This is a genomic window from Microbacterium sp. RU1D (genome assembly GCF_900156435.1).
Taxonomy (GTDB): domain Bacteria; phylum Actinomycetota; class Actinomycetes; order Actinomycetales; family Microbacteriaceae; genus Microbacterium.
Genome location: NZ_FTPQ01000001.1, coordinates 44588 through 65327 on the forward strand (window position 1 = coordinate 44588; position 20740 = coordinate 65327).

The 20740-nt window shown below is 71.7% G+C and carries 19 protein-coding genes and 1 tRNA gene; 8 read left to right on the plus strand and 12 right to left on the minus strand.

Annotated elements, in window-relative coordinates; genetic code table 11:
• The 4 genes from B0B15_RS00190 to B0B15_RS00205 all read right to left on the minus strand — a co-directional run bounded on the left by B0B15_RS00190 (position 1) and on the right by B0B15_RS00205 (position 5406).
• Positions 1-1044 carry an ABC transporter permease gene (locus B0B15_RS00190; RefSeq protein WP_083708785.1) on the minus strand — a complete coding sequence of 348 codons (1044 nt, stop codon included), beginning with the start codon at positions 1042-1044 and terminating at the stop codon, positions 1-3.
• A gap of 1 nt (position 1045) precedes the next feature.
• Positions 1046-2632, minus strand: coding sequence for an ABC transporter substrate-binding protein (locus B0B15_RS00195; protein ID WP_076672747.1), 1587 nt, complete (start codon positions 2630-2632; stop codon positions 1046-1048).
• Between the two features lie 84 nt (positions 2633-2716).
• Positions 2717-4297, minus strand: a complete 1581-nt coding sequence (locus B0B15_RS00200) for a hydantoinase/oxoprolinase N-terminal domain-containing protein (RefSeq protein ID WP_076672748.1) — start codon at positions 4295-4297, stop codon at positions 2717-2719.
• Entirely contained in the window at positions 4294-5406 is a 1113-nt protein-coding gene (locus tag B0B15_RS00205; protein ID WP_076672749.1) for an S-methyl thiohydantoin desulfurase family protein, read from the minus strand. The genes B0B15_RS00200 and B0B15_RS00205 overlap by 4 nt, the downstream gene beginning before the upstream one ends.
• 73 nt (positions 5407-5479) lie before the next feature.
• Between B0B15_RS00205 and B0B15_RS00210 the strand changes: the two genes are divergently transcribed.
• The 3 genes from B0B15_RS00210 to B0B15_RS00220 all read left to right on the plus strand — a co-directional run bounded on the left by B0B15_RS00210 (position 5480) and on the right by B0B15_RS00220 (position 8639).
• Entirely contained in the window at positions 5480-6964 is a 1485-nt protein-coding gene (locus B0B15_RS00210) for a PucR family transcriptional regulator (protein ID WP_143016303.1), read from the plus strand.
• 100 nt (positions 6965-7064) lie between these two features.
• Complete coding sequence (locus B0B15_RS00215; RefSeq protein ID WP_076672750.1) at positions 7065-7691, plus strand: MSMEG_1061 family FMN-dependent PPOX-type flavoprotein; 627 nt, start codon at positions 7065-7067, stop codon at positions 7689-7691.
• 21 nt (positions 7692-7712) lie between these two features.
• Positions 7713-8639 (plus strand): PDR/VanB family oxidoreductase, encoded by a 927-nt coding sequence (locus B0B15_RS00220; RefSeq protein WP_076675026.1) that lies wholly within the window; start codon positions 7713-7715, stop codon positions 8637-8639.
• A gap of 387 nt (positions 8640-9026) precedes the next feature.
• Here the strand turns inward: B0B15_RS00220 and B0B15_RS00225 are convergent, their stop codons facing one another.
• From B0B15_RS00225 to solA, 5 genes are read right to left on the minus strand one after another with little or no spacing between them, the layout of a single operon-like run.
• Positions 9027-10490 (minus strand): amidohydrolase, encoded by a 1464-nt coding sequence (locus tag B0B15_RS00225; protein ID WP_076672751.1) that lies wholly within the window; start codon positions 10488-10490, stop codon positions 9027-9029.
• A complete protein-coding gene (locus B0B15_RS00230; protein WP_076672752.1) occupies positions 10487-11515 on the minus strand; it encodes an ornithine cyclodeaminase in 1029 nt (342 codons plus the stop codon). The genes B0B15_RS00225 and B0B15_RS00230 overlap by 4 nt, the downstream gene beginning before the upstream one ends.
• Positions 11512-12156, minus strand: a complete 645-nt coding sequence (locus tag B0B15_RS00235) for an FMN-binding negative transcriptional regulator (protein ID WP_076672753.1) — start codon at positions 12154-12156, stop codon at positions 11512-11514. The genes B0B15_RS00230 and B0B15_RS00235 overlap by 4 nt, the downstream gene beginning before the upstream one ends.
• The gene (locus B0B15_RS00240) at positions 12153-12539 is read right to left on the minus strand and encodes a cupin domain-containing protein (RefSeq protein ID WP_143016304.1); all 387 of its coding nucleotides are present in this window, start codon (positions 12537-12539) and stop codon (positions 12153-12155) included. The genes B0B15_RS00235 and B0B15_RS00240 overlap by 4 nt, the downstream gene beginning before the upstream one ends.
• Positions 12540-12547: 8 nt before the next feature.
• Entirely contained in the window at positions 12548-13681 is a 1134-nt protein-coding gene (gene solA, locus B0B15_RS00245; RefSeq protein ID WP_076672755.1) for an N-methyl-L-tryptophan oxidase, read from the minus strand.
• Between the two features lie 132 nt (positions 13682-13813).
• Here solA and B0B15_RS00250 point away from each other — a divergent pair, with 132 nt between their 5' ends.
• A complete protein-coding gene (locus B0B15_RS00250; RefSeq protein WP_076672756.1) occupies positions 13814-15289 on the plus strand; it encodes an IclR family transcriptional regulator domain-containing protein in 1476 nt (491 codons plus the stop codon).
• A 22-nt stretch (positions 15290-15311) separates the two neighbouring features.
• The gene (locus tag B0B15_RS00255) at positions 15312-16175 is read left to right on the plus strand and encodes an alpha/beta fold hydrolase (RefSeq protein WP_176776530.1); all 864 of its coding nucleotides are present in this window, start codon (positions 15312-15314) and stop codon (positions 16173-16175) included.
• Between the two features lie 114 nt (positions 16176-16289).
• Here the strand turns inward: B0B15_RS00255 and B0B15_RS00260 are convergent, their stop codons facing one another.
• Complete coding sequence (locus tag B0B15_RS00260) at positions 16290-17186, minus strand: DUF808 domain-containing protein (RefSeq protein WP_076672758.1); 897 nt, start codon at positions 17184-17186, stop codon at positions 16290-16292.
• Positions 17187-17394: 208 nt separating this feature from the next.
• Here B0B15_RS00260 and B0B15_RS00265 point away from each other — a divergent pair, with 208 nt between their 5' ends.
• The 3 genes from B0B15_RS00265 to B0B15_RS00275 are packed head-to-tail and all read left to right on the plus strand — an operon-like array spanning position 17395 to position 18979.
• Positions 17395-17985, plus strand: coding sequence for a molybdopterin-dependent oxidoreductase (locus tag B0B15_RS00265; RefSeq protein ID WP_076675027.1), 591 nt, complete (start codon positions 17395-17397; stop codon positions 17983-17985).
• The gene (locus B0B15_RS00270) at positions 17982-18722 is read left to right on the plus strand and encodes an FAD-binding oxidoreductase (RefSeq protein ID WP_076672759.1); all 741 of its coding nucleotides are present in this window, start codon (positions 17982-17984) and stop codon (positions 18720-18722) included. Before B0B15_RS00265 ends, B0B15_RS00270 begins: the two co-directional genes overlap by 4 nt.
• A complete protein-coding gene (locus B0B15_RS00275; protein WP_076672760.1) occupies positions 18719-18979 on the plus strand; it encodes a DUF6510 family protein in 261 nt (86 codons plus the stop codon). Before B0B15_RS00270 ends, B0B15_RS00275 begins: the two co-directional genes overlap by 4 nt.
• Positions 18980-19046: 67 nt before the next feature.
• Here the strand turns inward: B0B15_RS00275 and B0B15_RS00280 are convergent.
• Positions 19047-19135: transfer RNA gene (locus B0B15_RS00280), tRNA-Ser, on the minus strand.
• 101 nt (positions 19136-19236) lie between these two features.
• Positions 19237-20532, minus strand: coding sequence for an LCP family protein (locus B0B15_RS00285; RefSeq protein ID WP_076672761.1), 1296 nt, complete (start codon positions 20530-20532; stop codon positions 19237-19239).
• Between the last annotated feature and the right edge of the window lie 208 nt (positions 20533-20740).

A 20740-nucleotide genomic window follows, 5' to 3' on the forward strand; every position in this document is an offset into this window, starting at 1 on the left:
TCAGCCCTCCGTGATCGAGGACCGCGGGTCGACGGTCACGAGGATGAGATCGACGAGGAGGTTCACGCCGAGGATGATGAGGGCGTACACGATCACGAGCCCCTGCACGATCGGGTAGTCCTTGGCCCCGACCGCGGGCACCATGACCCCGCCCATGCCGGGGATCGCGAACACCGTTTCGATGAGCACCGTGCCGGCGATCATCCCGCTCAACAGCAGACCGCTCACCGTGAGCGAGGCGGTGATGATGTTCGGCAACGCGTGACGCAGGTAGACGAGGCGACCGGGGAGGCGCTTCGCACGGGCGGTGGTCATGTACGTGGCACCGAGCACGCCCGACATCTCCACCTGCACGATGCGGGCCAGGTAGGCCATGGGGCCGAGAGCGAGCGCCAGCACGGGGAGAACGGCATCCTGGGGCGTGCCCCATCCGGCCGCGGGCAGCCATCTCAGCTGCACCGCGAAGAGGGCGATGAGCCCGACGGCCAGCAGGAAGCCGGGGACCGCGATGAGCATGCCGAGGACTCCCGAGATGGCGGCGTCGGCCACCCTCCGGCCGGGACGCTGGAGGGCGACGGCCGCGCCGATGCCGAGCGGCACCGCGGCGAACAGGGCGACGAGGAAGCTCAGCACGCCGAGGGTGACGGTCGCCGGGAAGCGCTGCCCGATCGTCTCGGCGACCGAGCGACCGGTGCGGATGGATTCGCCGAAGTCGCCCCGCAGGAGATTCGCGACGTAATCCAGGAACTGCACCGGGATCGGCTTGTCGAGACCGAGCTCCGCGCGGGTCGCGGCGACGAGCTCGGGTGAGGCCTGAATGCCCAGGGCCGCTCGCACGGGGTCGCCCGGCACGAGGTGCACGAGGAAGAACGAGGCCACGACCACCACCACGAGCGAGACGAGGAGCCGACCGAGGCGGCGCAGGAGGAAGGTCGCTCGGGGGGACAGCCGGGGGGCGGGCGCGCGCCCCTCCGCCCGCACCGCGAGGGCCGCGGTGGGGGCGCCGGCCAGGTCGGCGACGGCGGGCGGAGGGGTCGCGGTCATGTCAGCCCTGCATCCGGATCGAGGTCGGGTTGAGGAAGTTGGGCTGCTCGAAGGTCGCGCCGCTCATGTAGTTCGGCAGGATGTTGTCGATCACCGGGAAGGTGTCGAACCGATCGATCAGCTCCTTCTCGGCCTGCTGCCAGAGCCCGCAGGCGGCGTCCGGTGTGGCGGTCTTCGCCTGCGCGGCGAGGGCGTTGTACTCCGGGTTGTCGACGAACATGAAGTTCAGCCCGCCCTGGTCGGGGGTCGCGCCGCCGAAGAACAGGTCGAGCACGACGGGGCTGCCGGGGGCGATCTGCACCCAGCCGGTGTCCCAGTCGAAGCTCGTGTAGAGCTGATCCGACCAGGCGGCGGCATCGTTGGCCGACAGTTCGGTGACGACGCCGAGCTTGTCCCAGGTCTCCTTGACGAGCTCGGCAGCGGGGGCGTGCGAAGCGGTCGGCGCGTCGTAGATGAACTTCACCGTCAACGGCTGGCCGTTCTTCTGACGGATGCCGTCGGAGCCGAGGGTCCAGCCGGCCTCGTCGAGCAGTTCCCCGGCGCGGTCGAGATCGGTGGCCGGCAGCGACCAGCTGGGCGGGTCCTGCACGCACAGCAGGGGCGTCTTCATGACGAGGCCGCTGGAGGGCAGGCCCGTCGCCCCGGCGATGACCGGCCCGACCTCGTCGCGGTTGATCGCGGTCGACAGCGCCTCGCGCACGAGCGGGTCGGAGAACGGCCGGCCCTCGCGCTCGTTGAAGAGGATCTGACCGACGGGGTTGCGCACGCCCGTGTACTCGATGCCCGCGCCCTCGAGACGGTCCTGGTCGGGGCCTGTGACCACGCCGGTGTTCAGCTCGCCCGAGAGCAGCAGGTTGGTCACCGTGCTCTGGTCTGAGACGATGCGGGTCTCGATCGTGTCCGGCAGGCCCTCGGTGTCGCCGGTGACGCCGTACGGGCCCCAGGTGTACCCGTCGCGCTTGGTGAAGATGTACGCGTCGCCGGGGCGGGCCTCGCTGAGCTGGAACAGGCCGGTGCCATCGGTGGTGTCGGACAGCGAGGCGATGTCGGCGAGCCCCGCGTCGCAGACCATCATGATCGAGCCGAGGTTGATCGACAGGAACGGGTCGTTGACGGTGCTGGTGACCGTGACGACGTTGCCCTCGGCCGTCGCAGAGACGGCCTCGGTGATGACGGTGCCGTACGAGAAAGTCGCGTTGGCCGGGTCGGCGTTGTAGTTGAGGTTATCGGCCACAGTCTGCCCGGTGAACGGCGAGCCGTCCGCGCAGGTGATGCCGTCTTTCAGGGTGAACGTGGCCGAGGTGCCCTCGTCGGTCCAGCTCTCGGCGAGCCACGGCTCGTAGTCGCCGTCGGGGGTGACGTAGATGAGCGACTCGTAGGCGATCGTGACGACGTCGAAGGTGTCGGGCGAGACCGTCTTCATCGGGTCGAGGTCGCCCGGATCATCGCTGATCGCCTTGACGAACGTGCCGCCCGAGACGACCGAGCCCCCACCTCCCCCGTTGTCGGACGGCGCGGCGCACGACGCCAGTGTCAGTGCGAGGAGGGCGACCCCGGCGGCCGCCGGGACGAGGGTGCTGCGTTTCATGGCCTTGCTCCTAGATTCGGGTGAAGCGTCAGTGGTGCCAGACGTGGTGCTCGAGGGATGGTGCGGGTGGGGTGGTGCGGTGCGTCAGCGCGCGGGGATGGGCGCGGCGAGGTGGCTCAGGGGGCCGGCGGCTTTCACCGACACCTTGAGGGTGGGACGGGCCGTGTAGGACAGAGACGTCTCGAGGACGTCGACGATCTCGACCGCGAGGGGATCGGCCCCCGCCTGGATGGCCTTGGCGATCGCCGCTTCCGAGGCGGCCGCGATCGCGGCATCCCGGTCGTCGGCGTCGGAGATCTGCTCGGCGCGGCCGCCCGCGAGGGAGATGGCCGCACCGACCGCGTTCGCGACGTCGGCCCGATCGGGGCGCAGGACGTCAGCGGCTCCCGGCAGGTCGTCGGGGACGAGGAGGGCGCCGCCGCCCACGACGACGAGGGGGAGGTCGACCCGACCGAGCGACAGGCGCTCGACGGCTTCCTCGATGCGCTCATGGGCGCGGGCGAGGGCTCGACTCAGCAGGTCGCGCTGGCCCGACGACAGCGTCGGCAGTGAACGACCCGGGATGCCGTGACCGGCCGCCGCCGCAGCGTCGGTGAGGGTCGCGGTGGAGCCGCCGAAGAGCAGACCCTCCTCGGCGATGCGGTAGCCGACCGAGCGGGGGCCGACGGCGCCCGTGCGCGGGTCGACGACCGTGCCGCCGCCGATGCCGAGGCTGAGGATGTCGGGCATGCGGAAGTTCGTGCGCACGCCGCCGATATCGCGCGGGAGCGTGGACTCGCGGGGGAATCCGTCGACGAGCACGCCGAGGTCGCTGGTGGTACCGCCGACGTCGACGACGATGGCGTTCTGCGCTCCAGAGAGGAACGCCGCGCCGCGGATGGAGTTCGCCGGCCCCGAGCCGATGGTCAGCACGGGGTAGCGCACGGCGTAGTCGAGCGACATGAGCGTGCCGTCGTTCTGAGCGAAGAACGACGCGACGTCGAGCCCCTCCTCGGCGACGACGTCGACGAGTGCGCGCGTGACATCGCTCGCCACCCCCCGCAGGGCGGCGTTCAGGACCGTGGCGTGCTCGCGCTCGAGGAGCCCGTCGGGGCCGATGTCCTGGCTGAGGAACACCGGGACCGCCTCGCCGAGGTGGTCGTGCACGAGTTGCTCGACCTCGCGCTCCTGCTCGGGGGAGGACGGGCTGAAGATGCCGCAGACGGCGACGCTGTCGAAGCCGCTGCCCAGACCGTCGAGAAAGCGACGGATGCCGTCGCGGTCGAGCGGGGAGATGGGCGTGCCGTCGACCATGTGCCCGCCGCCGAGCATGGCCGCACCGGCCAGGACCTGGTCGCTGAGATCGTCGGGCCATCCTGTGAGCGGGGGCCACTCGGTCGCGGCCGGTGCGCCGAGGCGCACGAGCGCGACCCGGTCGAGCCCGCGGCGCGCGACGATCGCATTGGTGGCGTGCGTCGTGCCGAGCATCACGCGCGACACGCGGTCGCGGTCCTCGCCGAGCTGCGCGAGCACCGCGGCGATTGCCGCCCGGATGCCTCCGATGACGTCGGCCGTCGTGGGCTGCTTCGTCCAGGCGATGACCGAGCCGGTGGCATCCACCACGACAGCGTCGGTGTTGGTGCCACCGACGTCGACGCCGATGGACAGGTCGCGAACGGCGCTCATCGCGCGTCCTTCCGTTCGAAGGGGACGTAGGGCAGGTCGTAGCCGAAGGCGCGGGGGCCGGCGAGTTCGAGGCCGCGCTCGGTGCGCCACAGCGGGTCGCACGCCCACGCGAGCACGGACACGCGCTGGCCGTACCGGAGCATTTCGGTGGAGATCGCGTGGCCCGTCTCGAGGTCGACGACCGTGATGAGATCGGGCACCGTGGCCAGGACTTCGCCGTCTTCCAGGACGACGAGGTTCTCGTTGCGCAGCTCGACGCGCTGCAGACGCCCGCGGTCGTCGCCGATGCCGGCGATCGTGATGGAGCCGCGGACGAAACCGCCCTCGGTACGCCGCGAGACGTCGACGATCTTGCCGGTGATGAGCACGTCGGCGTCGAGCTCCGCCGCGACGGCCGTCACCGGGTCGGTGGCCCCGAGGAGCGCGTGACCGACGCGGATCGCGGTGCTGATCGTGCCCGGGATGACGGCCCCCGGGGCCGTCTCGGCGGTGAGCAGGTAGTGCGCGCCGAGGCAGATGCCGCCGGCGGCGACAGTGACCGCGCGGGCATGCCGCTCGAGCCACCCGAGGTCGACGGTGCGCAGGGTGACGACGTTTCCGACGACGTCGCTCAGCACGGCGAAGTCGCACGGCACCCCGGCGACATTCGTGGAGATCATGGTCGCCTCGGGGAACGCGCGGCCCATGCCGTCGGCATCCAGCAGCGCGACGCCGAGGCGGGCGGCCCAGCCGGCCGGCGAGACGCCGTTGCTGCCGCCGATTTCGGCGGGCATGATCGCGGTGATCGTGCGCCCCGCGACACGCTCGGCCTCTTGCAGCAGCGTCTCGATCTGCTGCACCGACGAGAGCATCTCGATGCCGACCGTCGGGGCACCGATACCGCTCATCATGATGACCGCATCGTCGGGCCCGAGGTCGTCGACCGAGAGCAGTCGCACCGGGCCGTGCTCGCGGATGGCGCGCTCGGTGGTGAGCTGCGAGGTGTACACCGCCCCGCCGCCGCCGGTGCCGAAGATCGCGGCTCCCGCGGCGAGGGCGGCGATGTCGTCGGCCGTGACGTGCTCGGGGGCGCGGACCGCGGTCGGCGGGGCGAGGGACGGGGATGCCATGACACGACCCTAGGCAGCACTTCCCCGGCCGACAATGTGGTGAGCGGACAGGGAATCGGCGTACATTGTGCTGGTGGCACAGCTCACCACCGCGGACCTTCTCATACAGGCCGAGCGCCTCGGCGTCGATCACGTCGCCGGTCCTCGAGCGGGCGCCGTGATCGAGCGCGTCGACGTCACCGCCATGGCGGAGCTGCCCGCCCTCCCGGCGGGGACGCTCGCCGTCATCGGCGGAGACGACCCGCCCGCCTCGTACCTCGTCGACGTCGCCCTCCGGCAGGCGAGCGCCCGGGGTCTCGCGGGCCTGGTGATGCCGGTCGGCTTCGCGCCCGCCGAGACCGCGAGAGTGCTCGCCGAACGCGGGGGCGTGCCCGTGCTCGCGTCGCGCGCGGCGCGCGCCCCCGACCTCGCCGTCACGATCGACCGCGTCATCAGCGGCGGTGCCGCGGAGTCGATGACGCGGGCAGCGTTCGCGGTCGAGAAGGCGACGGCTGCGGCGTCGGCCGACGGGTCCGACGCCGTGGCCGCCATCCTCGACGCTGCCGGTACCGCGCTGGGCGTGCGCGTGCGCGTGCAAGACGATCCATCGACGTCGTGGACGGACGCCGACGCCGTCTTCGCCGGGGAGGTGCCCATCGGCCGCCTCATCGCCGAGACCTCCGATCCTGCGGCGATGGTGGCGCTGCCCGTCGTCGCGTCCCTCGTGTCGCGGGCCATGCAGAGGAACCTGCGCGATCGCTTCGCACCGAACCAGTCCCGCGCCGACCTCATCGTCGAGCTGATCCTCGCGGAGGCCGGTCGCGTCGACGGCTTCGTCGCGCCCGCCGCGCGGCTCGGCCTCCCGCTGCAGCTGTCGCACGCGGTGGCCTGGATGCGGCCGCAGCACCGCGTCGACGCGGGGCTGCGCGCACCGCGTTTCGTGGAGGCGGCCCTGGAGCTGTTCACGTTGCAGCTCATCGAGGATCGCGCTGAGCTCTGGCACGTCGCTTTCCTGCAGGACGACGTCATCCTCGTCAGCAGCGAGGACCACGGCGCCGGCGATCACCAACGGCGCCTGCGCGACGTGATCGTGCGCGTTCAGGAGCAGGCGCGTCGGCTGGCGGGCGACGACTGGACGTACACGGTGGGCCTCGGGACGCCTCAGACGGGTGCCGCAGGGCTCCGACAGTCTGCCGCCGAGGCGCGCGTCGCCGCCGATTCGGCGATCGCGGCCGGACGACTGGGTGCCATCGAGCTCACCGATGTGACGGGGCTGCGGCGCCTGCTGCTCGACTTCTACGCCTCGCCGGTCAGCCGCAACCTGCTCGACGACCTCCTGCATCCGCTCGACGCGCTCGGCGCGGAGCGATCGGCCACCGCCGTGCGCACGTTGCTGTCGTACCTCGGCAACCGCAATTCCCTGGCCCAGGCCGGACGCGAGCTGAACCTGCACCCGAACGCCGTGGGATACCGCATCCGCCGCGTGCGCGAACTGCTCGACGTCGACCTCGACGACCCCGACACCCGCTTCGCCGTCGAACTGGCCTGCCGCGTGCGGCTCATCGGGTCGAGACGCTGAGGTCCTCGCGCGCGACGTGTGCCGGTGGCACAGATCGCCCCGTCGATCCTGTGCTCTGAGGACGATGAGCCGCGATCACGCTCCGGGTAGCGTCGAAAGCATGCTCTCCACCGACTTCCGCGCGCTCGGACTCGAGGAGATCCGCGGGACGCTGGGCGAACCCGAAGGGCCCTCGCTGCAGAAGATCACCGATCGCCTCGACGAGAACTGCCTGCGCTTCCTCGCCCACTCCCCCTTCGCCACGCTGGCCACGGCCGACCGCGACGGCCGGTGCGACAGCTCGCCCCGCGGCGACTACCCCGGTTTCGTGCGGGCGATCGACGACCGCACCGTCGCGATCCCGGACCGCCTCGGCAACAAGATCGCGGACTCCATGCGCAACATCGTCGAGAACGGCCACGCCGCTCTGCTGTGCTTCGTGCCCGGCATGAGCGAGACGCTGCGCATCAACGGCACCGCGGTCGTCACCGACGACCCGACGCTGCTGCGCACCCTCGAGCAGGACCACACGGTGCCGGATCTGGCGATCGTGGTGCGCATCGAGCAGGTGTACCTGCACTGCGGTCGCGCCCTGCTGCGCGGCGGTCTGTGGGATGCCGACATGCAGGACCTCGCGACGCAGGTGCCGACATCCGGCCAGATCTGGGCGAGCACGTCCGGGTGGGATGCCGAGGTGGGCGACGTCATCGATGAGGCGATGTCCGGCGCCTACCGGGCGCTGTACTGAATGCGCGGTCGCGAGGGACTGATGCCGCTGGTGGTCAGCGAGATCGTCCACGAGACGCCCGACATCGTCAGCATCCGGATGCGGAAGGCCGACGGCTCCCCCCTGCCGGCGTGGCAGCCGGGAGCGCACGTCGACCTGCAGCTCATCACCCGGCACGAGCGCCAGTACTCGCTGTGCGGCGACCCCCGGGACACGGCGTCGTACCGCATCGCCGTGCGTCGCGAGGAGCTCTCCCGGGGCGGCTCTCACTACATCCACGCATTCCTCCGCGCCGGCAGCACGGTCTGGGTGCGTCCCCCGCGCAACCTCTTCGAGCTCGGCGACGCCTCGGCGTACCTGCTGCTGGCCGCCGGGATCGGGGTGACGCCGATCCTCGCGATGGCGCGGCACCTGGCATCCATCGGTGCGGATTGGCGCATGATCGTCGCCGCGCGCACGCCCGACGGGGTCGCGTTCGCCGACGAGATCGCCGCGCTGGGCGAGCGCGCGAGCGTCCACGTCAGCGGCGAGCGGGGCCGTCTCGACCTCGCCACCGTGGTCGGCGACATCGCCCCCGGCACCGACGTCTACGCGTGCGGCCCCGCGGCCTTCACCGACGCCCTGCTCACCCTCGCCCCGACGCTGCCGGAGGGATCCGGCATCCACCTCGAACGCTTCGAGCCCAGGCGGCGGGAGTTCGGTCCGGACGAGCCCTTCACCGCCACCGCGGCCCGTTCGGGCGTCACGGTCGAGGTGCCCGCGAGCCGGTCGCTGCGCGAAACACTCGAAGGCGCGGGGGTCGCGGTGACCGGGTCGTGCCTGCGCGGGGTGTGCGGCTCGTGCGCGGTCCCGGTGCTGGACGGCGCGGTGGAGCACCGCGACTCCCTCACCGTCGACGACGACGCCCGCGTGATGTATGCATGCGTCTCACGCGCACGGGAGGGCTCGGCGCTCGTGCTGGACATCTGAGGGCGACTCCCCCCGCCCGGCCCGCCGCGCCCCGCGCCCCGCGCTTCCGACGCGCTGTTCGCGCCACCCCTGCCCTCCCCGCCGCGCCCCACCGTCCGCGCCCCAGCCGGTAGCCGGCGGCCGGCCGAGCGCCGATAAACGGTGTTCCTGCCGAGACACGGTGCGACACCGCGTGTCTCAGCAGAGACGGCGTTTCTCGCGCCCTCCCCGCGGCGCCATCGCCGCCCCACGGCTGCCCCCGCTTTAGCGGCCGCGGAGCGGCCGCCCTTAGCCGACAAACGCTGTTCCTACCGAGACTCGCTGCGATACCGCATGTCTCAGCAGCGGAAGCGTTTCTCGCGCCGCCGCCGGCGGCGCCCAGCCTCCTCGCCCCGTGCCGCCGATGCCTCACACCGCGCGGTGCGTGAACCGCCCGCCCAGTAGGGTCGCGGCGACCGGCATGCCGCGCAGCACGTCACGATCGCAGGCGGAGGGATCCGCGTCGACCACGACGAGGTCGGCCGGCTGACCCACCGCCAACGTCGTGCGGCAACTCGCGGCGAGCGCGACGTCGAGCGGCAGCCGCTGCTCGGGATGCCACGCCTCGCGGTCACCGCGACTGCGCGACGTCGCCGCGGCGACCGCGTGCCACGGATCCAGAGGCGCGACGGGGGCATCGGACCCGAGACGAAGCTGCGCCCCGGAACGATGGAGCGACCCGAATGCGAAAGCGCGCGCCGTGCGCCCGGCCCAGTGCAGATCGGCGATGTCGCGGTCGTCCATCGCGTGCTCGGGCTGCACGCTCGCGATGAGCCCGGCCGCGCGGAACCGCGCGAAGTCGTCGTCGCGCACGAGCTGGGCGTGCTCGACGATGCCCGGCATTCCGAGCTCCTCGAACACCTCGATCACCTCGGTGTTCGCGCGGTCGCCGATCGCGTGGACGGCGGGCAGGATGCCGCCTTCGCCGGCCCGCACGAGCAGGCGGCGCAGTTCGGCGACGGAAACGCTCTGCACGCCGCACCCGTGTTCCGCGTGCGGGTCCGCACCGGGGTAAGGGTCCCAGCACCAGGCCGTCCGGGTGTTGAGGGAGCCATCCGAGACGACCTTGAGCCGGCCCATGGTGACCAGCCCCTCGGCGTCGAGCGGATCGCCGGTGCGCAGCCCCGCGACGATCGCCTCCTCCAGCCGGTCGGGCCACACGGAGGCGTCCACGCGCAGCGAATGCACCCCCGCGGCGACGCGCTCGGGCCACTCGCGGAAATTCGGTACGTTCTCGTAGTCGACGATGCCGACGATGCCCCGGCGCGCCGCGGCATCGGCGACCTCGGCGTATGCCGTTATCGGAATGGACGCGGCCTGCTGGAACCGCTGCAACGCCGCGATCCACTCGAACTCGGCCACCACCCCGCTCGCGCCGGGCCGCAGCCCCAGCCGATCCGCGCCGCGGGAGTTCATCCACCCGGCGTGGAGGTCGCCGCTGACGAGCACCACGGGGTCGTCGGGGAACGCCTCGTCGAGGATGCGCAGCGAGGTCGGTTCCGTCCACAGGCCGTCTCGGTAGCCGTAGCCGACGAGCACACCGTCGGTACGCGGTGCGCCCGCGCGCACGGCGCGACGCACGGCGTCCACCACCTCGCCGGGGCTCGCCGTTCCGCCGACGTCGACACGGCGGCTGGAGATGACCCACTGCGTGAAGTGCACGTGGGCGTCCCACAGCCCGGGCCCGACGAAACGCCCGTCGAGGTCGAGGGTCTCGCCCTCGCTGTCGCCGCCGCGGGGGTGGATCGACGCGATGACGCCGTCGCACACGACGACGTCGACCGGCTCGCCGCCGCCGTACGGGCGGACCGACCGCAGAGTGAGCGCGCTCACAGCGCCGGCACCGGGGAGCCGACGAGCCCGAACAGATCCTTGGGATCGTCGGGGGCGGCCACGAGGTCGATCTCGAGCGCCAGCTCGGTACCCGCGACGCTGTCGCGCAGGAACCGCAGCGCCGAGAAGTCCTCGATCGCGAAGCCGACCGAGTCGAAGACGGTCACCTGATCGTCGGCGGTGCGACCGGGTCGCCGGTCGGCGAGCACCTCCCAGAACTCCGTCACCGGGAAGTCCGCGGCGACGCGCTGGATTTCGCCCTCGATGCGCGTCTGCGGCGTGTACTCGACGAACACGGGCCCCCGGGAGAGGATCGCCGGGTCGAGCTCGGTCTTACCGGGGCAGTCGCCGCCGATCGCGTTGATGTGCATCCCGGATGCCACGTCGGCATCGCTGAGAACGGTCGCGGCCGCCTTGTCGGCGGTACAGGTCGTCACGATGTCGGCGCCGCGGGCGGCCTCCGAGGCGGAGTCGCACACCACGATGTCGAAGCCGAGCGGGGTGAGGTTGCGCACGAGCTTCGCCGTGGCTGCGGGATCGACGTCGTAGACCCGCAGGCGGTCGACGCCGAGCACCCCGCGGAAGGCCAGAGCCTGAAACTCGGCCTGGCTCCCCGCGCCGATCATCGCCATCGTCGACGCGTCCGCTCGGGCAAGACGGCGCGCGACCATCGCCGAGGTCGCCGCCGTGCGCAGGGCCGTCAGCAGCGTCATCTCCGACAGGAACACCGGGTAGCCGTTGTGCACATCGGCGAGCACGCCGAACGCGGTCACGGTCTGATACCCGCGGCCGGGGTTGAAGGGGTGCCCGTTCACGTACTTGAACGCATACGTGTCGGGGTCGCTGATGGGCATGAGTTCGATCACACCGAAGGGCGTGTGGCTGGCCATCCGCTCGACCTTGTCGAACGACGTCCACCGACGATAGTCGGCCTCGAGATAGGCGACCATGTCGGTCATGAGCCGCTCGGCCCCGTGCGTGGCGACCCAGCGCACCATGGCGTCCACGCCAACGAATCCGGTCATCGTGTGTGTCGTTCCTCTCGGGGGCGGATGGCATCCATCCGGTCGGCCAGGGCCGGGTTGACGTAGGGGCCGGGGGCGCGCAGCGCCGCGACGACGCGGTCGACGACGGCATCCGGCTTGTCCTGACTGAGTTTCTGCTTCGCGTCGAAGCGGGCCACGGGCAGGCGGAACCCCACCGTGCCGTGCACGATGCGCTCGGCATACTCCGTGTTCTCGAGGCTGCGATGCATCACGAAAGGGTTCGGCAGCGGCGCCTCGAATCGCGTCACGAGCCTGTCGAGCACGGCGAGGTTGTCGTCGTCGCTCAGGATCTCAGGGACTCCGTACAGGTGCGCCACGACGAAGTTCCACGTGGGCACCGCGGGCGACGTGCCGTACCAGCTCGGCGAGACGTACCCGCTGGGCCCCGAGACCACGATCATGACCTCGTGCGCGCCGAGCTCGTGCAGCCTCTCGTCGGGGCGGCCGACGTGGCTCACGAGGGCGAGGCCCTCGGCCCCGTCATCGACGAGCACCGGGTAATGGGATGCCACGAGCCCGCGCCCCGGAACGTGGCTGACGAGGGTCGCCCAGGGGTTCTCGTCCACGAGCGCGCGGACCGCGTCGAGGTCGTCGAGCGCGTAGTCGGCGTTGTGCCTCATGCCGCCGCCTCTCTGCGCGAAGGGCCGAAGACGAGCACGAGCTCTGCCGGCTCGGCGGAGGCGTTGCGCACGCCGTGCCGCATACCGGCCGGCGCGTAGGCCGCGTCGCCCGCCGCGAGCACGCGCTCCTCCCCGTCACCCGAGAAGACGATCTCGCCGCGTGTCACGATGTACATCTCGTCACTGCTCTCGGCAGAGCAGCTGTCCACCGCCCCGCTCAGGTGCCGATGCTCTCCCTCGGACGCGCCGGGGGCCAGCTCATAGAGCATCGCGTGGACGCCGAGGGCGGTGGCATCCCGGAAGTACCACTCGATGCCGACCCGGCTCTGCCCCTCGTAGAGCGTCCAATCGTGGTGGGTGTCGCCACGCCGTTGGATCTGCATGGCGGGCCTCACATCGCGGGAACGGCGGTCGCGTCGAGCGCGAATGCCGTCAGGTCGTCGGTGGTGTCCTCGCCCCGTGCGAGCTCGGCCAGAGCCAGCCCGATCGCGGGCGTGAACTTGAAGGCGTGGCCCGCCCCGAGCGCGACGACGATGTCGGGGTGCTCGGTGAGCGGGCCGATGACGAAGCGACGGCCGGGCGTGAGCGCGTACTGGCACGTGACCGTGCGCAACAGCGGACCGCTGGTGGGGATCGTCGCGGCGAGGAACGCCGTCAGTTCCGCGGCGCGCTCGGGCGAGGGCACGAAGGTGCGCTCGGCGGGCGTCATACGGTTCTCCGAGACGTCGCGCGCGGCCTTGATCGTCGGCTCGCCGTACGTGGGGAACCCGTAGAAGCACTGCTCGTCCTCCCAGATCCACACCGGGAAGCGGTCACGGTCGAACGCCTCGGGGTCCGCGGGTGCGAAGTAGCTGACCTGCTCCTGCATCACCTCCAGCGGGATGCGGATGCCGAGCGGCTCGAGGAGCTCGTTCGTCCACGCGTCCGCGGCGACGACGACGCGGCGCGCACGGACGTCGCCTCCGGAGGTCGAGACGATGACGCCCTCGCCGTCGGGGCGGAGGCGATCCACACGGGTGCGGTCGCGCAGCGTGGCTCCGAGCACGCGCGCGTGCATCTGCAGGGTCGCGACGGTGCGGGCGGCGTGGGCGATCCCCGAATCGGGTGTGTACACGCACGTCACCCCCTCGGGGACCGCGAACTGCGGCCACCGCGCGCGCACCTCGGCGGGGCCGAGCATCTCGAACGGCACGCCGCTGGCCGACAGGCTGCGCGCGAAGTCGGCCGCGTCGTACGGGCCGTCGTCGGGGATGAACACGACCCCGCCTGTGACGGTCAGCAGGCGTTCGCCGGTGGCCGCCTCCAGCGCCGCCCACTCGCGGTACGCCGCCTGCGCGAAACGCACGTACGCGGCCGAGCCGTACGAGGTGCGGACGATGCGCGAGGTGTCGTGCGACGCACCGCGCACGTGGCCCAGCTCGAATTGCTCGAACGCGACGACACGCGAGCCACGACGGGCCAGGTGGTAGGCCGCGGCGCTGCCGAGCGCGCCGAGTCCCACGACGGCGACGTCGAATTGCTCCATAGCGGTTCCTTCCGGATCCCGGGCGGGCGCCCGGCGAATATCGGCAATTATTCGAATCGCTCGTCGCGCTCCTGTTACGGTCGCCAGCAGCAGCAATTCATCGACGATGACTTTGCAGAAACGAGGGATGCCATGACCGCGCGCGTCGAGCAGGCCGTCGCTGTCCTGCGCGCGGTCGCCGGACGCACCGACCCGACCGCCCCGCTCCCTCTCGCCGCGATCGCCCGCCCGGCCGGCATCGGACTCAGTACCGCTTCGCGTCTGTGCGCCGAGCTCGCCGACGCAGGACTCCTCCGGCGGGCCGACGGTTACGGTACGTACGGCGTGGGCGCCCGGGCGGTCGCGCTGTCGGGACGCGCCGCCGCGGCCCTGGGCCCGACCGTGCACTTCGAGCTGCACCGGCTCGCGCAGGACACCGCCGAGACGGTCGTGCTGGCGGCCCCCGAAGCCGGTGGCGCGCGGATCGTCGCGACCGTCGCGTCGGGGTGGACGCTGCATGTGCCCGCGCTGATCGGCGATCGCGTGGACGACACGCGCCGCGCGCTGGTGCGTGCGGCGTCGCCCGATGGCGCCGGCGAGGTGGTCGTGGAGTCGCAGACCGGCCGCGCCGTGGAGATCGCGGTCGCCCTCACCGCCCCCGACGGTCGTCGCGTCGCCGTTCTCGCCGTGTCCCTCCCCGTCTACCGCGCCGCTCGGGCCCGCCCACGTATCCGCCGCCTGCTGACCGACGCCCGTCACGCGTTCGAGCGCGCCCTCGCGCGAATGCACCGTCCGACGCCTGCCCGCGCTGCCCCTGCCGCCCGCGCCGACGGGCCCACCGCCGCGCCGACCCGGGCGATCGAGGCGGCCGTACGGATGGTGGAGGCCATCGCCGACTTCCCCCGCTCCGTCACGGCTGCGGCCTCGGCGGCCGGGCTGCGCCTCGACCGCGCGCGCCGGCTGGCCGACACTCTCGTGCGCACGGGTCTGCTCGCCCGCGACGCGGAGACCGACGTCCTGCACGTCGATCCCGCGATTCACGCGTGGCACCGAGCCGCGTACGCGCCGACTCTGGCGCTCGTCGGCCCCGCACGCGCGGCCGCGACGGCGCAGCAGGCCGGAGCGTGCGTCTTCGTCACGACGCTCACCGGCATGCGCAGCTTCACGATGGTCGAGCACATCGAACCGCTCGGCGAGGGACTGCGCATGGCACCGTGGCTCGGACGCCCGCACCCCCTGGTCGGTTCGGACGGCGGCCCGACATTGGCGATGGACTTCGATGCGGCTCAGCTCGCGCAGCTCTTCCCCCGGCGCCACGGGGCGGCCGAATACGACCAGTTCGTGCGCCGCGTCGAGCGGGTGCGCGCCGACGGCACGCTCACGATGCGCTCGATCGACGAGTTCGGCATCACCTCGATCTCGGCCCCGGTCCGCGATGCGGCGGGTCTCGTCGCCGCCGCCGCGTGCATCGTCGGGGCGACCGAGGACGTCTCGTCGCGTCTACCCGAGCTGCGCGCCGCGGCCCTCGACCTCGCCGCGACGCTGTCGCACGACCTCGGCGCGACGTGCCCGAGATCCACCCCCACGGGCGACGGGGTGGGGCCCGCGACCATACCCCCGCCCCGGTGATGCGGGTTATCGTCGCTCCCACATGACGGAAAGGCCCTGGATGCCGTACACCCCCGATCCGGCGATCTTCTACGACGCCGCGGGCGACTCCTCCGCACCGACGGTCGTCCTCATCGCGGGCGGAGGCGCCCAGCTGATCGCCTGGCACACCGACCTGGTGGCCGCGCTGGTGGACCACGGCCTGCGGGTCGTGCGCCTCGACAACCGCGACGTAGGTCTGTCGGCCCGCTTCGGCGGGCCCGATGAGATCGACGGCGGGTACGGCCTCGAGGAGATGGCCGATGACGTGATCCGCGTCATGGACCACCTCGGGATGGACGCGGCACACCTCGTCGGACATTCGATGGGCGGGATGATGGCGCAGATGGCCGCGATCCGGCATCCCCACCGCGTTCGCAGCCTCGGGCTGCTCTCCACGACGCCCGGGCGCGACCCGCGCTACATCCTGCACGACGAGCGCCCGGAGCTCCTGCGGGCGCCGGTCCGCTACAGCCGTGACGAGGTGCGGGCCGCGGCGATGGCGTTCGCCGCCTCCACCGCGGGCGAGCGCTACCCGCTCGATGCCGAATGGAACGCATGGGCCGCCGTCGAGGCCTTCGATCGCGGTTACGCCCCGGAGGGCTTCTCCCGGCAATGGTCCGCGCTGCTGCGTGCACCGGAGCGGCTCGAGGCGCTGCGTGCGGTCACCGTGCCCGCGCTGGTGTTCCACGGTCGCGATGACGACGTGCTGCACTGGAGCGCGGCCGTCGACATGGCTGAGGCACTCCCCGCCGCGGAGTTGCAGGTGCACCCCGGCATGGGCCACTTCATCGCGCCCGAGCTCTGGCCCGAGCTGGTTGCGGGCATCGCGCGCGTGGTCGCGGCCGGGGAAGCCCGCCCCCGCTGACCCCGGCCCGGGTCCGCCCCTCCGTCGCTACCCGGTGTTCATCGGCGCCGTCGCCTGCGAGGTGACGGGGCATTGCTGCCCGGCGTCCGTGCCGGCGCGCCGGCCGGGCGGGTGTCAATGCCCGGCGTCAGCCGGCGCGTCGCGCTTCACGAGCCGCTGGATGCCGGTGACGACCCCGACGATGATCAGGCCGAGCACCAGGCCGAACACGGCCGACATCGCCGTCTCCACGATCCACACGACGACCGGGCCCACCGCCTCGATCGCGTGGGTGACGACGTGGACGAGCTCGTAGGGGCCGGCCCAGAACGTCTCCTCGAGGTTCTGCAGCACGAGGTGCCCACCGACCCACAGCATGGCGACGGTACCGACCACGCTGATGACGCGGAAGACCGTGGGCATGGATGCCACGACCCGCGCGCCGAAGCGACGCACCCCGCGGGAGGGGCTCTTCATGAACCGCAGCCCGATGTCATCCACCTTCACCAGAAGCGCGACGGCGCCGTAGACGACGAGCGTCATGGCGAGGCCGATCACGAGGAGGGCGGCGAGCGTCATCCAGATGCTCAGCCCGGGGTCGAGACTCGACAGCGCGATCAGCATGATCTCGGTGCTGAGGATGAGGTCGGTGCGCACGGCACCGAGCACGAGCTTCTTCTCGTCGCGGGGCTCGTCGGCGTCGTGCTCGCCGTGGCTGACGCCGAACCACTCGAGCACCTTCTCGGCCCCCTCGAAGCAGAGGAAGCAGCCGCCGATGATGAGCAGGTACGGCAGCACCCACGGCGCGAACGCGGTCAGCAGCAGCGCGATCGGGATGATGATCACGTACTTATTGATGATGCTGCCCAGAGCGATCTTCCACACCACCGGCAGTTCGCGCGCGGGGGTGAGGCCCTGGACGTACTGCGGCGTGACGGCCGCGTCGTCGATGACGACGCCCGCGGTCTTGGCGCTCGCGCGCATCGCGGCGCTGAGGATGTCATCGACGACGGCGAGAAGACCGACCGACATGTGTGCACTCCCGGGGGTGAGGGTGCGACGCACGCACGCCGCGGGACGACACTAGCGGGTGCCCGGCGAGTCCTGCGGAGGGGTGGCGGCCGGGGCCGATGCGGTGCGAGGAGAATCCTCGCGGATGCTTCCCCGCCCGTCGCGATTCCCCTGTCGACGAAGCGCCGCCCTGGCTAGGGTGATGCTCACGGGACCGGCAGGGGGACGCATGTCATTCATCACGCGAGGCTTCGGCGGTCGTCGTCGCGAACGCGATCCGCGGCTGCCGCCGGGGCAGACGCTCGTGTCGGACTGGCCGGTCCTGTCTGCGGGACCCACGCCCGCGGTCGATGCTGCCGACTGGGAGTTCGCCATCGGCACCGAGAACGGCGTGCACCGTTGGAACCTCGAGGAGTTCCAGGCCCTCGGCATGGAGGACGTCACGGTCGACATCCACTGCGTCACGCACTGGACCAAGCTCGACACGCCCTGGCGGGGCGTGTCGCTCGATCGTGTGTTCGCCGAGGTCGAGACGAACCACCGCTACGCGATGGTGCACTCCTTCGGCGGGTACACCACCAACGTCGCCCTCGACGACCTGCTCGGCGGGAAGAGCTGGATCGCCTTCGAGGCGGACGGTGCGCCGCTCACGCCGGAGCACGGCGGACCCGCGCGCCTGCTCGTGCCGCACCTGTATTTCTGGAAGAGCGCCAAGTGGGTGCAGGGCCTCATCACCATGGCATCCGACAAGCCGGGGTTCTGGGAGCAGAACGGATACCACCTGCACGGCGACCCGTGGCGCGAGGAACGATACGGGTGAACCGGCGCCCGGCATCCTGGCACGCGGCGACCGTCGTCGGCACGCGAGCTGAGACCCCCACCGCGCGGCGGATCGAGCTCGACGTGCCCACGTGGCCGGGCAACGACGCCGGTTCGCACCTCGACGTGCGACTCACCGCGCCCGACGGGTACCAGGCGAGCCGGTCGTACTCGATCGCCTCGTCGGGCGAGGGCACGCGCGTCACGCTCGCGGTCGACGAGGTGCCCGACGGCGAAGTGTCGCCCTTCCTCGTCCACGAGCTGCGCGAGGGCGACCGGATCGAGGTGCACGGCCCGCTCGGCGCCTTCTTCGTGTGGATGCCGTCGACCGACCCCGCGCCGGTGCAGCTGATCGCCGGCGGGTCGGGGATCGTCCCGCTGTTCGCGATGGCGTCAGCCCACGCCCGGAGCTCCGACCCCGCTCCGTTCCGGCTGCTTTCCTCGGTGCGTTCGGAGACGGACATGTTCTTCCGCGACGAACTCGCCGACCTCGCGCGGCGTGACGACCGCCTCGACGTCGAGGTCGTCTACACGCGCAGCGCCCCGCCGGGCTCTTCCGTCACTCCCGGTCGCCTCACCGCGGAGCGCCTCCGCGCCGCGGTCGTCCCCGCGGAGCAGAGCCCCCGCGTCTTCGTCTGCGGCCCGACGCCGTTCGTCGAGGCGGTCGCGGGATGGCTGATCGAGCAAGGCCACGCGCCCGCGCGCGTGCGCACCGAGAGGTTCGGAGGTTCGGGATGACGACGTTCGACGGAAACGCCCTCGCCGGTCGTCTCGACGACCTCCTGGGGTGGGATGCCACCGCGTCGGAGGTGCGCTGCACCCACTGCGGCCTCCGCGGCCTGCTCGCGACGGCCGCCGTCTACGCCTCGGCGATGGGAGCCGTCGTCCGCTGCCGCTCCTGCGACGCGGTGCTCCTCACCGTCGTCGACGCCCCCGACGGCCGCTCCTGGCTCGGGATGCCGGGTCTCAGCGCGGTGGAGCTGCGGCGCGGATGAGACCGGCCGTCCAGCGGCGATGGCATCCGGGAACCAGAAAAGCCCCGGCGAACCGGGGCTTCATCTGCGGAGACGGAGGGATTTGAACCCTCGGTCCCCTTACGGGGACTCCACCTTAGCAGGGTGGTGCACTAGGCCTGACTATGCGACGTCTCCAGGTGATCGAGCCTTGCGGCGCGAACACACCGGTCCATACTAACCGGATGCCGCCCGGCATCCGAAACCGAAGTCCGGATGCCGGGCGGCGAGGTCGAGCGTCACTGACGGACGTTGCCGTTCGAGCAGGTCGCCTGCGCGGCGGTCTGCCCCGCGATGCCCTCCGGGAGCACGACCGTGCCGGAGGTCGCGTCGGGCGCCGGGGTCGCGTCTGCGCCCGTGGTCGGCGCGTCGGTCGCGGCGTCGGTCGGAGCGGCGGTGTCGGTCGGCGCGGGGGTGGCGTTGGCGTCGACGATCACGCCGTCGCCGTCGCTGAGGTTGCCCGACAGCTGCAGCGACTGGTTCGCGGCGAGCGCGGCCCACAGGGTGTCGGCATCGTCGTAGTCGGGCACCACGCGATTGGGGTCGGACGGGTCGGTGTAGGTCGGGTATTGGATGAAGACGATCTCGTCGAACGGCACGTCCTTGACCGCCGAGGCGATCTGCACGAGCGTCAGAGGGTTCGTCAGCGACGTCGACGGGTCGACGTTGCGCAGCGCCGTCGACGCGAGCTTGTAGAGCGTGGCGGGGTTCGACAGCACCTCTTGGCTCTTCAGCTTGTTGGCCAGGCGCGACATGTACTGCTGCTGGTTCGAGATGCGCCCGAGGTCGCCCCCGTCGCCCACGCCGTGGCGCGTGCGCAGGAACTGCAGGGCGTCGAGGCCCTTCACCTGGCGCATGCCGGCCGGCCAGTCGATGCCCGTGTACGGGTCTTTGATGCCGTTCGCGATGCAGACGTCGACGCCGCCGATCGCGTCGGTGATGTTGATGACGCCACCGAAGCTGACCTTCGCGGCGAAGGGGATGTCGAGGCCGCTCAGCTCCGACACCGTCTCGACGACGCACGACAGCCCGCCGGAGAGGAAGGCGCTGTTGATCTGCGCCTTGCTCTTCGCCGAGTTCTCCGTGCCGTCCTCGTCGGTGCAGGCGGGCATGGGCGCCATGAGGTCGCGAGGGAATGAGATGACGGTCACGCGCCTCGGGTTGTCGGAGATGTGCACGAGCATGTTGACGTCGTTGAGGTTGCCCTCGGCGTCATCGCCTGTGCACCGGTCGCCGAACAGCTGCGCGAAGTCGGGCTCGCACTCGTCGGTGCCCACCAGCAGCATGTTGACGCCGCCCTTGAGCTCCCCGAGGTCCGGCGGCACGGCCGGCTGGTTCTTCAGTTCGACGGCGTCGGCGGTGAAGCTGCGGGTCAGGTCGACCGCGGCGTAGGCCAGCACCGTTCCGCCCGAGACGAGCAACACGGCGAGGACGATGGCGAGGCCTCGCAGCAGCTGGGCGAGCGGCCCGGGCGAGGTGAGTCGCCCGTGGCGCGCGGCGGTCCTCTGACCGCGCGGGGTGTTCGTCTTGCTCACTCGGGTCCTTTCACGACGGATGCCACCGGCCCGGCAGCACGTCGACCCCGGCGCGGCAGCCGGAGGTCGCAGTAATCCTAGAGATCGACGTCTGTGAATGCCGTGAAGACCTGGCGTTTCACCCGGTCGACCCGCCCCGCGGCGCGGCAGGCGGAGCCTCCGGCGGCGTGGGCCCACCCCGTTCGCATCCCGCTCAGCCGGTCAGAAC

Bases quoted from the DNA above. Each gene is read 5' to 3' on its own strand.
- B0B15_RS00190 (WP_083708785.1), bottom strand. From the start codon at position 1,044: ATGACCGCGACCCCTCCGCCCGCCGTCGCCGACCTGGCCGGCGCCCCC.
- B0B15_RS00195 (WP_076672747.1), bottom strand. From the start codon at position 2,632: ATGAAACGCAGCACCCTCGTCCCGGCGGCCGCCGGGGTCGCCCTCCTC.
- B0B15_RS00200 (WP_076672748.1), bottom strand. From the start codon at position 4,297: ATGAGCGCCGTTCGCGACCTGTCCATCGGCGTCGACGTCGGTGGCACC.
- B0B15_RS00205 (WP_076672749.1), bottom strand. From the start codon at position 5,406: ATGGCATCCCCGTCCCTCGCCCCGCCGACCGCGGTCCGCGCCCCCGAG.
- B0B15_RS00215 (WP_076672750.1), top strand. From the start codon at position 7,065: ATGCTCTCCACCGACTTCCGCGCGCTCGGACTCGAGGAGATCCGCGGG.
- B0B15_RS00220 (WP_076675026.1), top strand. From the start codon at position 7,713: ATGCCGCTGGTGGTCAGCGAGATCGTCCACGAGACGCCCGACATCGTC.
- B0B15_RS00230 (WP_076672752.1), bottom strand. From the start codon at position 11,515: ATGACCGGATTCGTTGGCGTGGACGCCATGGTGCGCTGGGTCGCCACG.
- B0B15_RS00235 (WP_076672753.1), bottom strand. From the start codon at position 12,156: ATGAGGCACAACGCCGACTACGCGCTCGACGACCTCGACGCGGTCCGC.
- B0B15_RS00240 (WP_143016304.1), bottom strand. From the start codon at position 12,539: ATGCAGATCCAACGGCGTGGCGACACCCACCACGATTGGACGCTCTAC.
- solA (WP_076672755.1), bottom strand. From the start codon at position 13,681: ATGGAGCAATTCGACGTCGCCGTCGTGGGACTCGGCGCGCTCGGCAGC.
- B0B15_RS00250 (WP_076672756.1), top strand. From the start codon at position 13,814: ATGACCGCGCGCGTCGAGCAGGCCGTCGCTGTCCTGCGCGCGGTCGCC.
- B0B15_RS00255 (WP_176776530.1), top strand. From the start codon at position 15,312: ATGACGGAAAGGCCCTGGATGCCGTACACCCCCGATCCGGCGATCTTC.
- B0B15_RS00260 (WP_076672758.1), bottom strand. From the start codon at position 17,186: ATGTCGGTCGGTCTTCTCGCCGTCGTCGATGACATCCTCAGCGCCGCG.
- B0B15_RS00265 (WP_076675027.1), top strand. From the start codon at position 17,395: ATGTCATTCATCACGCGAGGCTTCGGCGGTCGTCGTCGCGAACGCGAT.
- B0B15_RS00275 (WP_076672760.1), top strand. From the start codon at position 18,719: ATGACGACGTTCGACGGAAACGCCCTCGCCGGTCGTCTCGACGACCTC.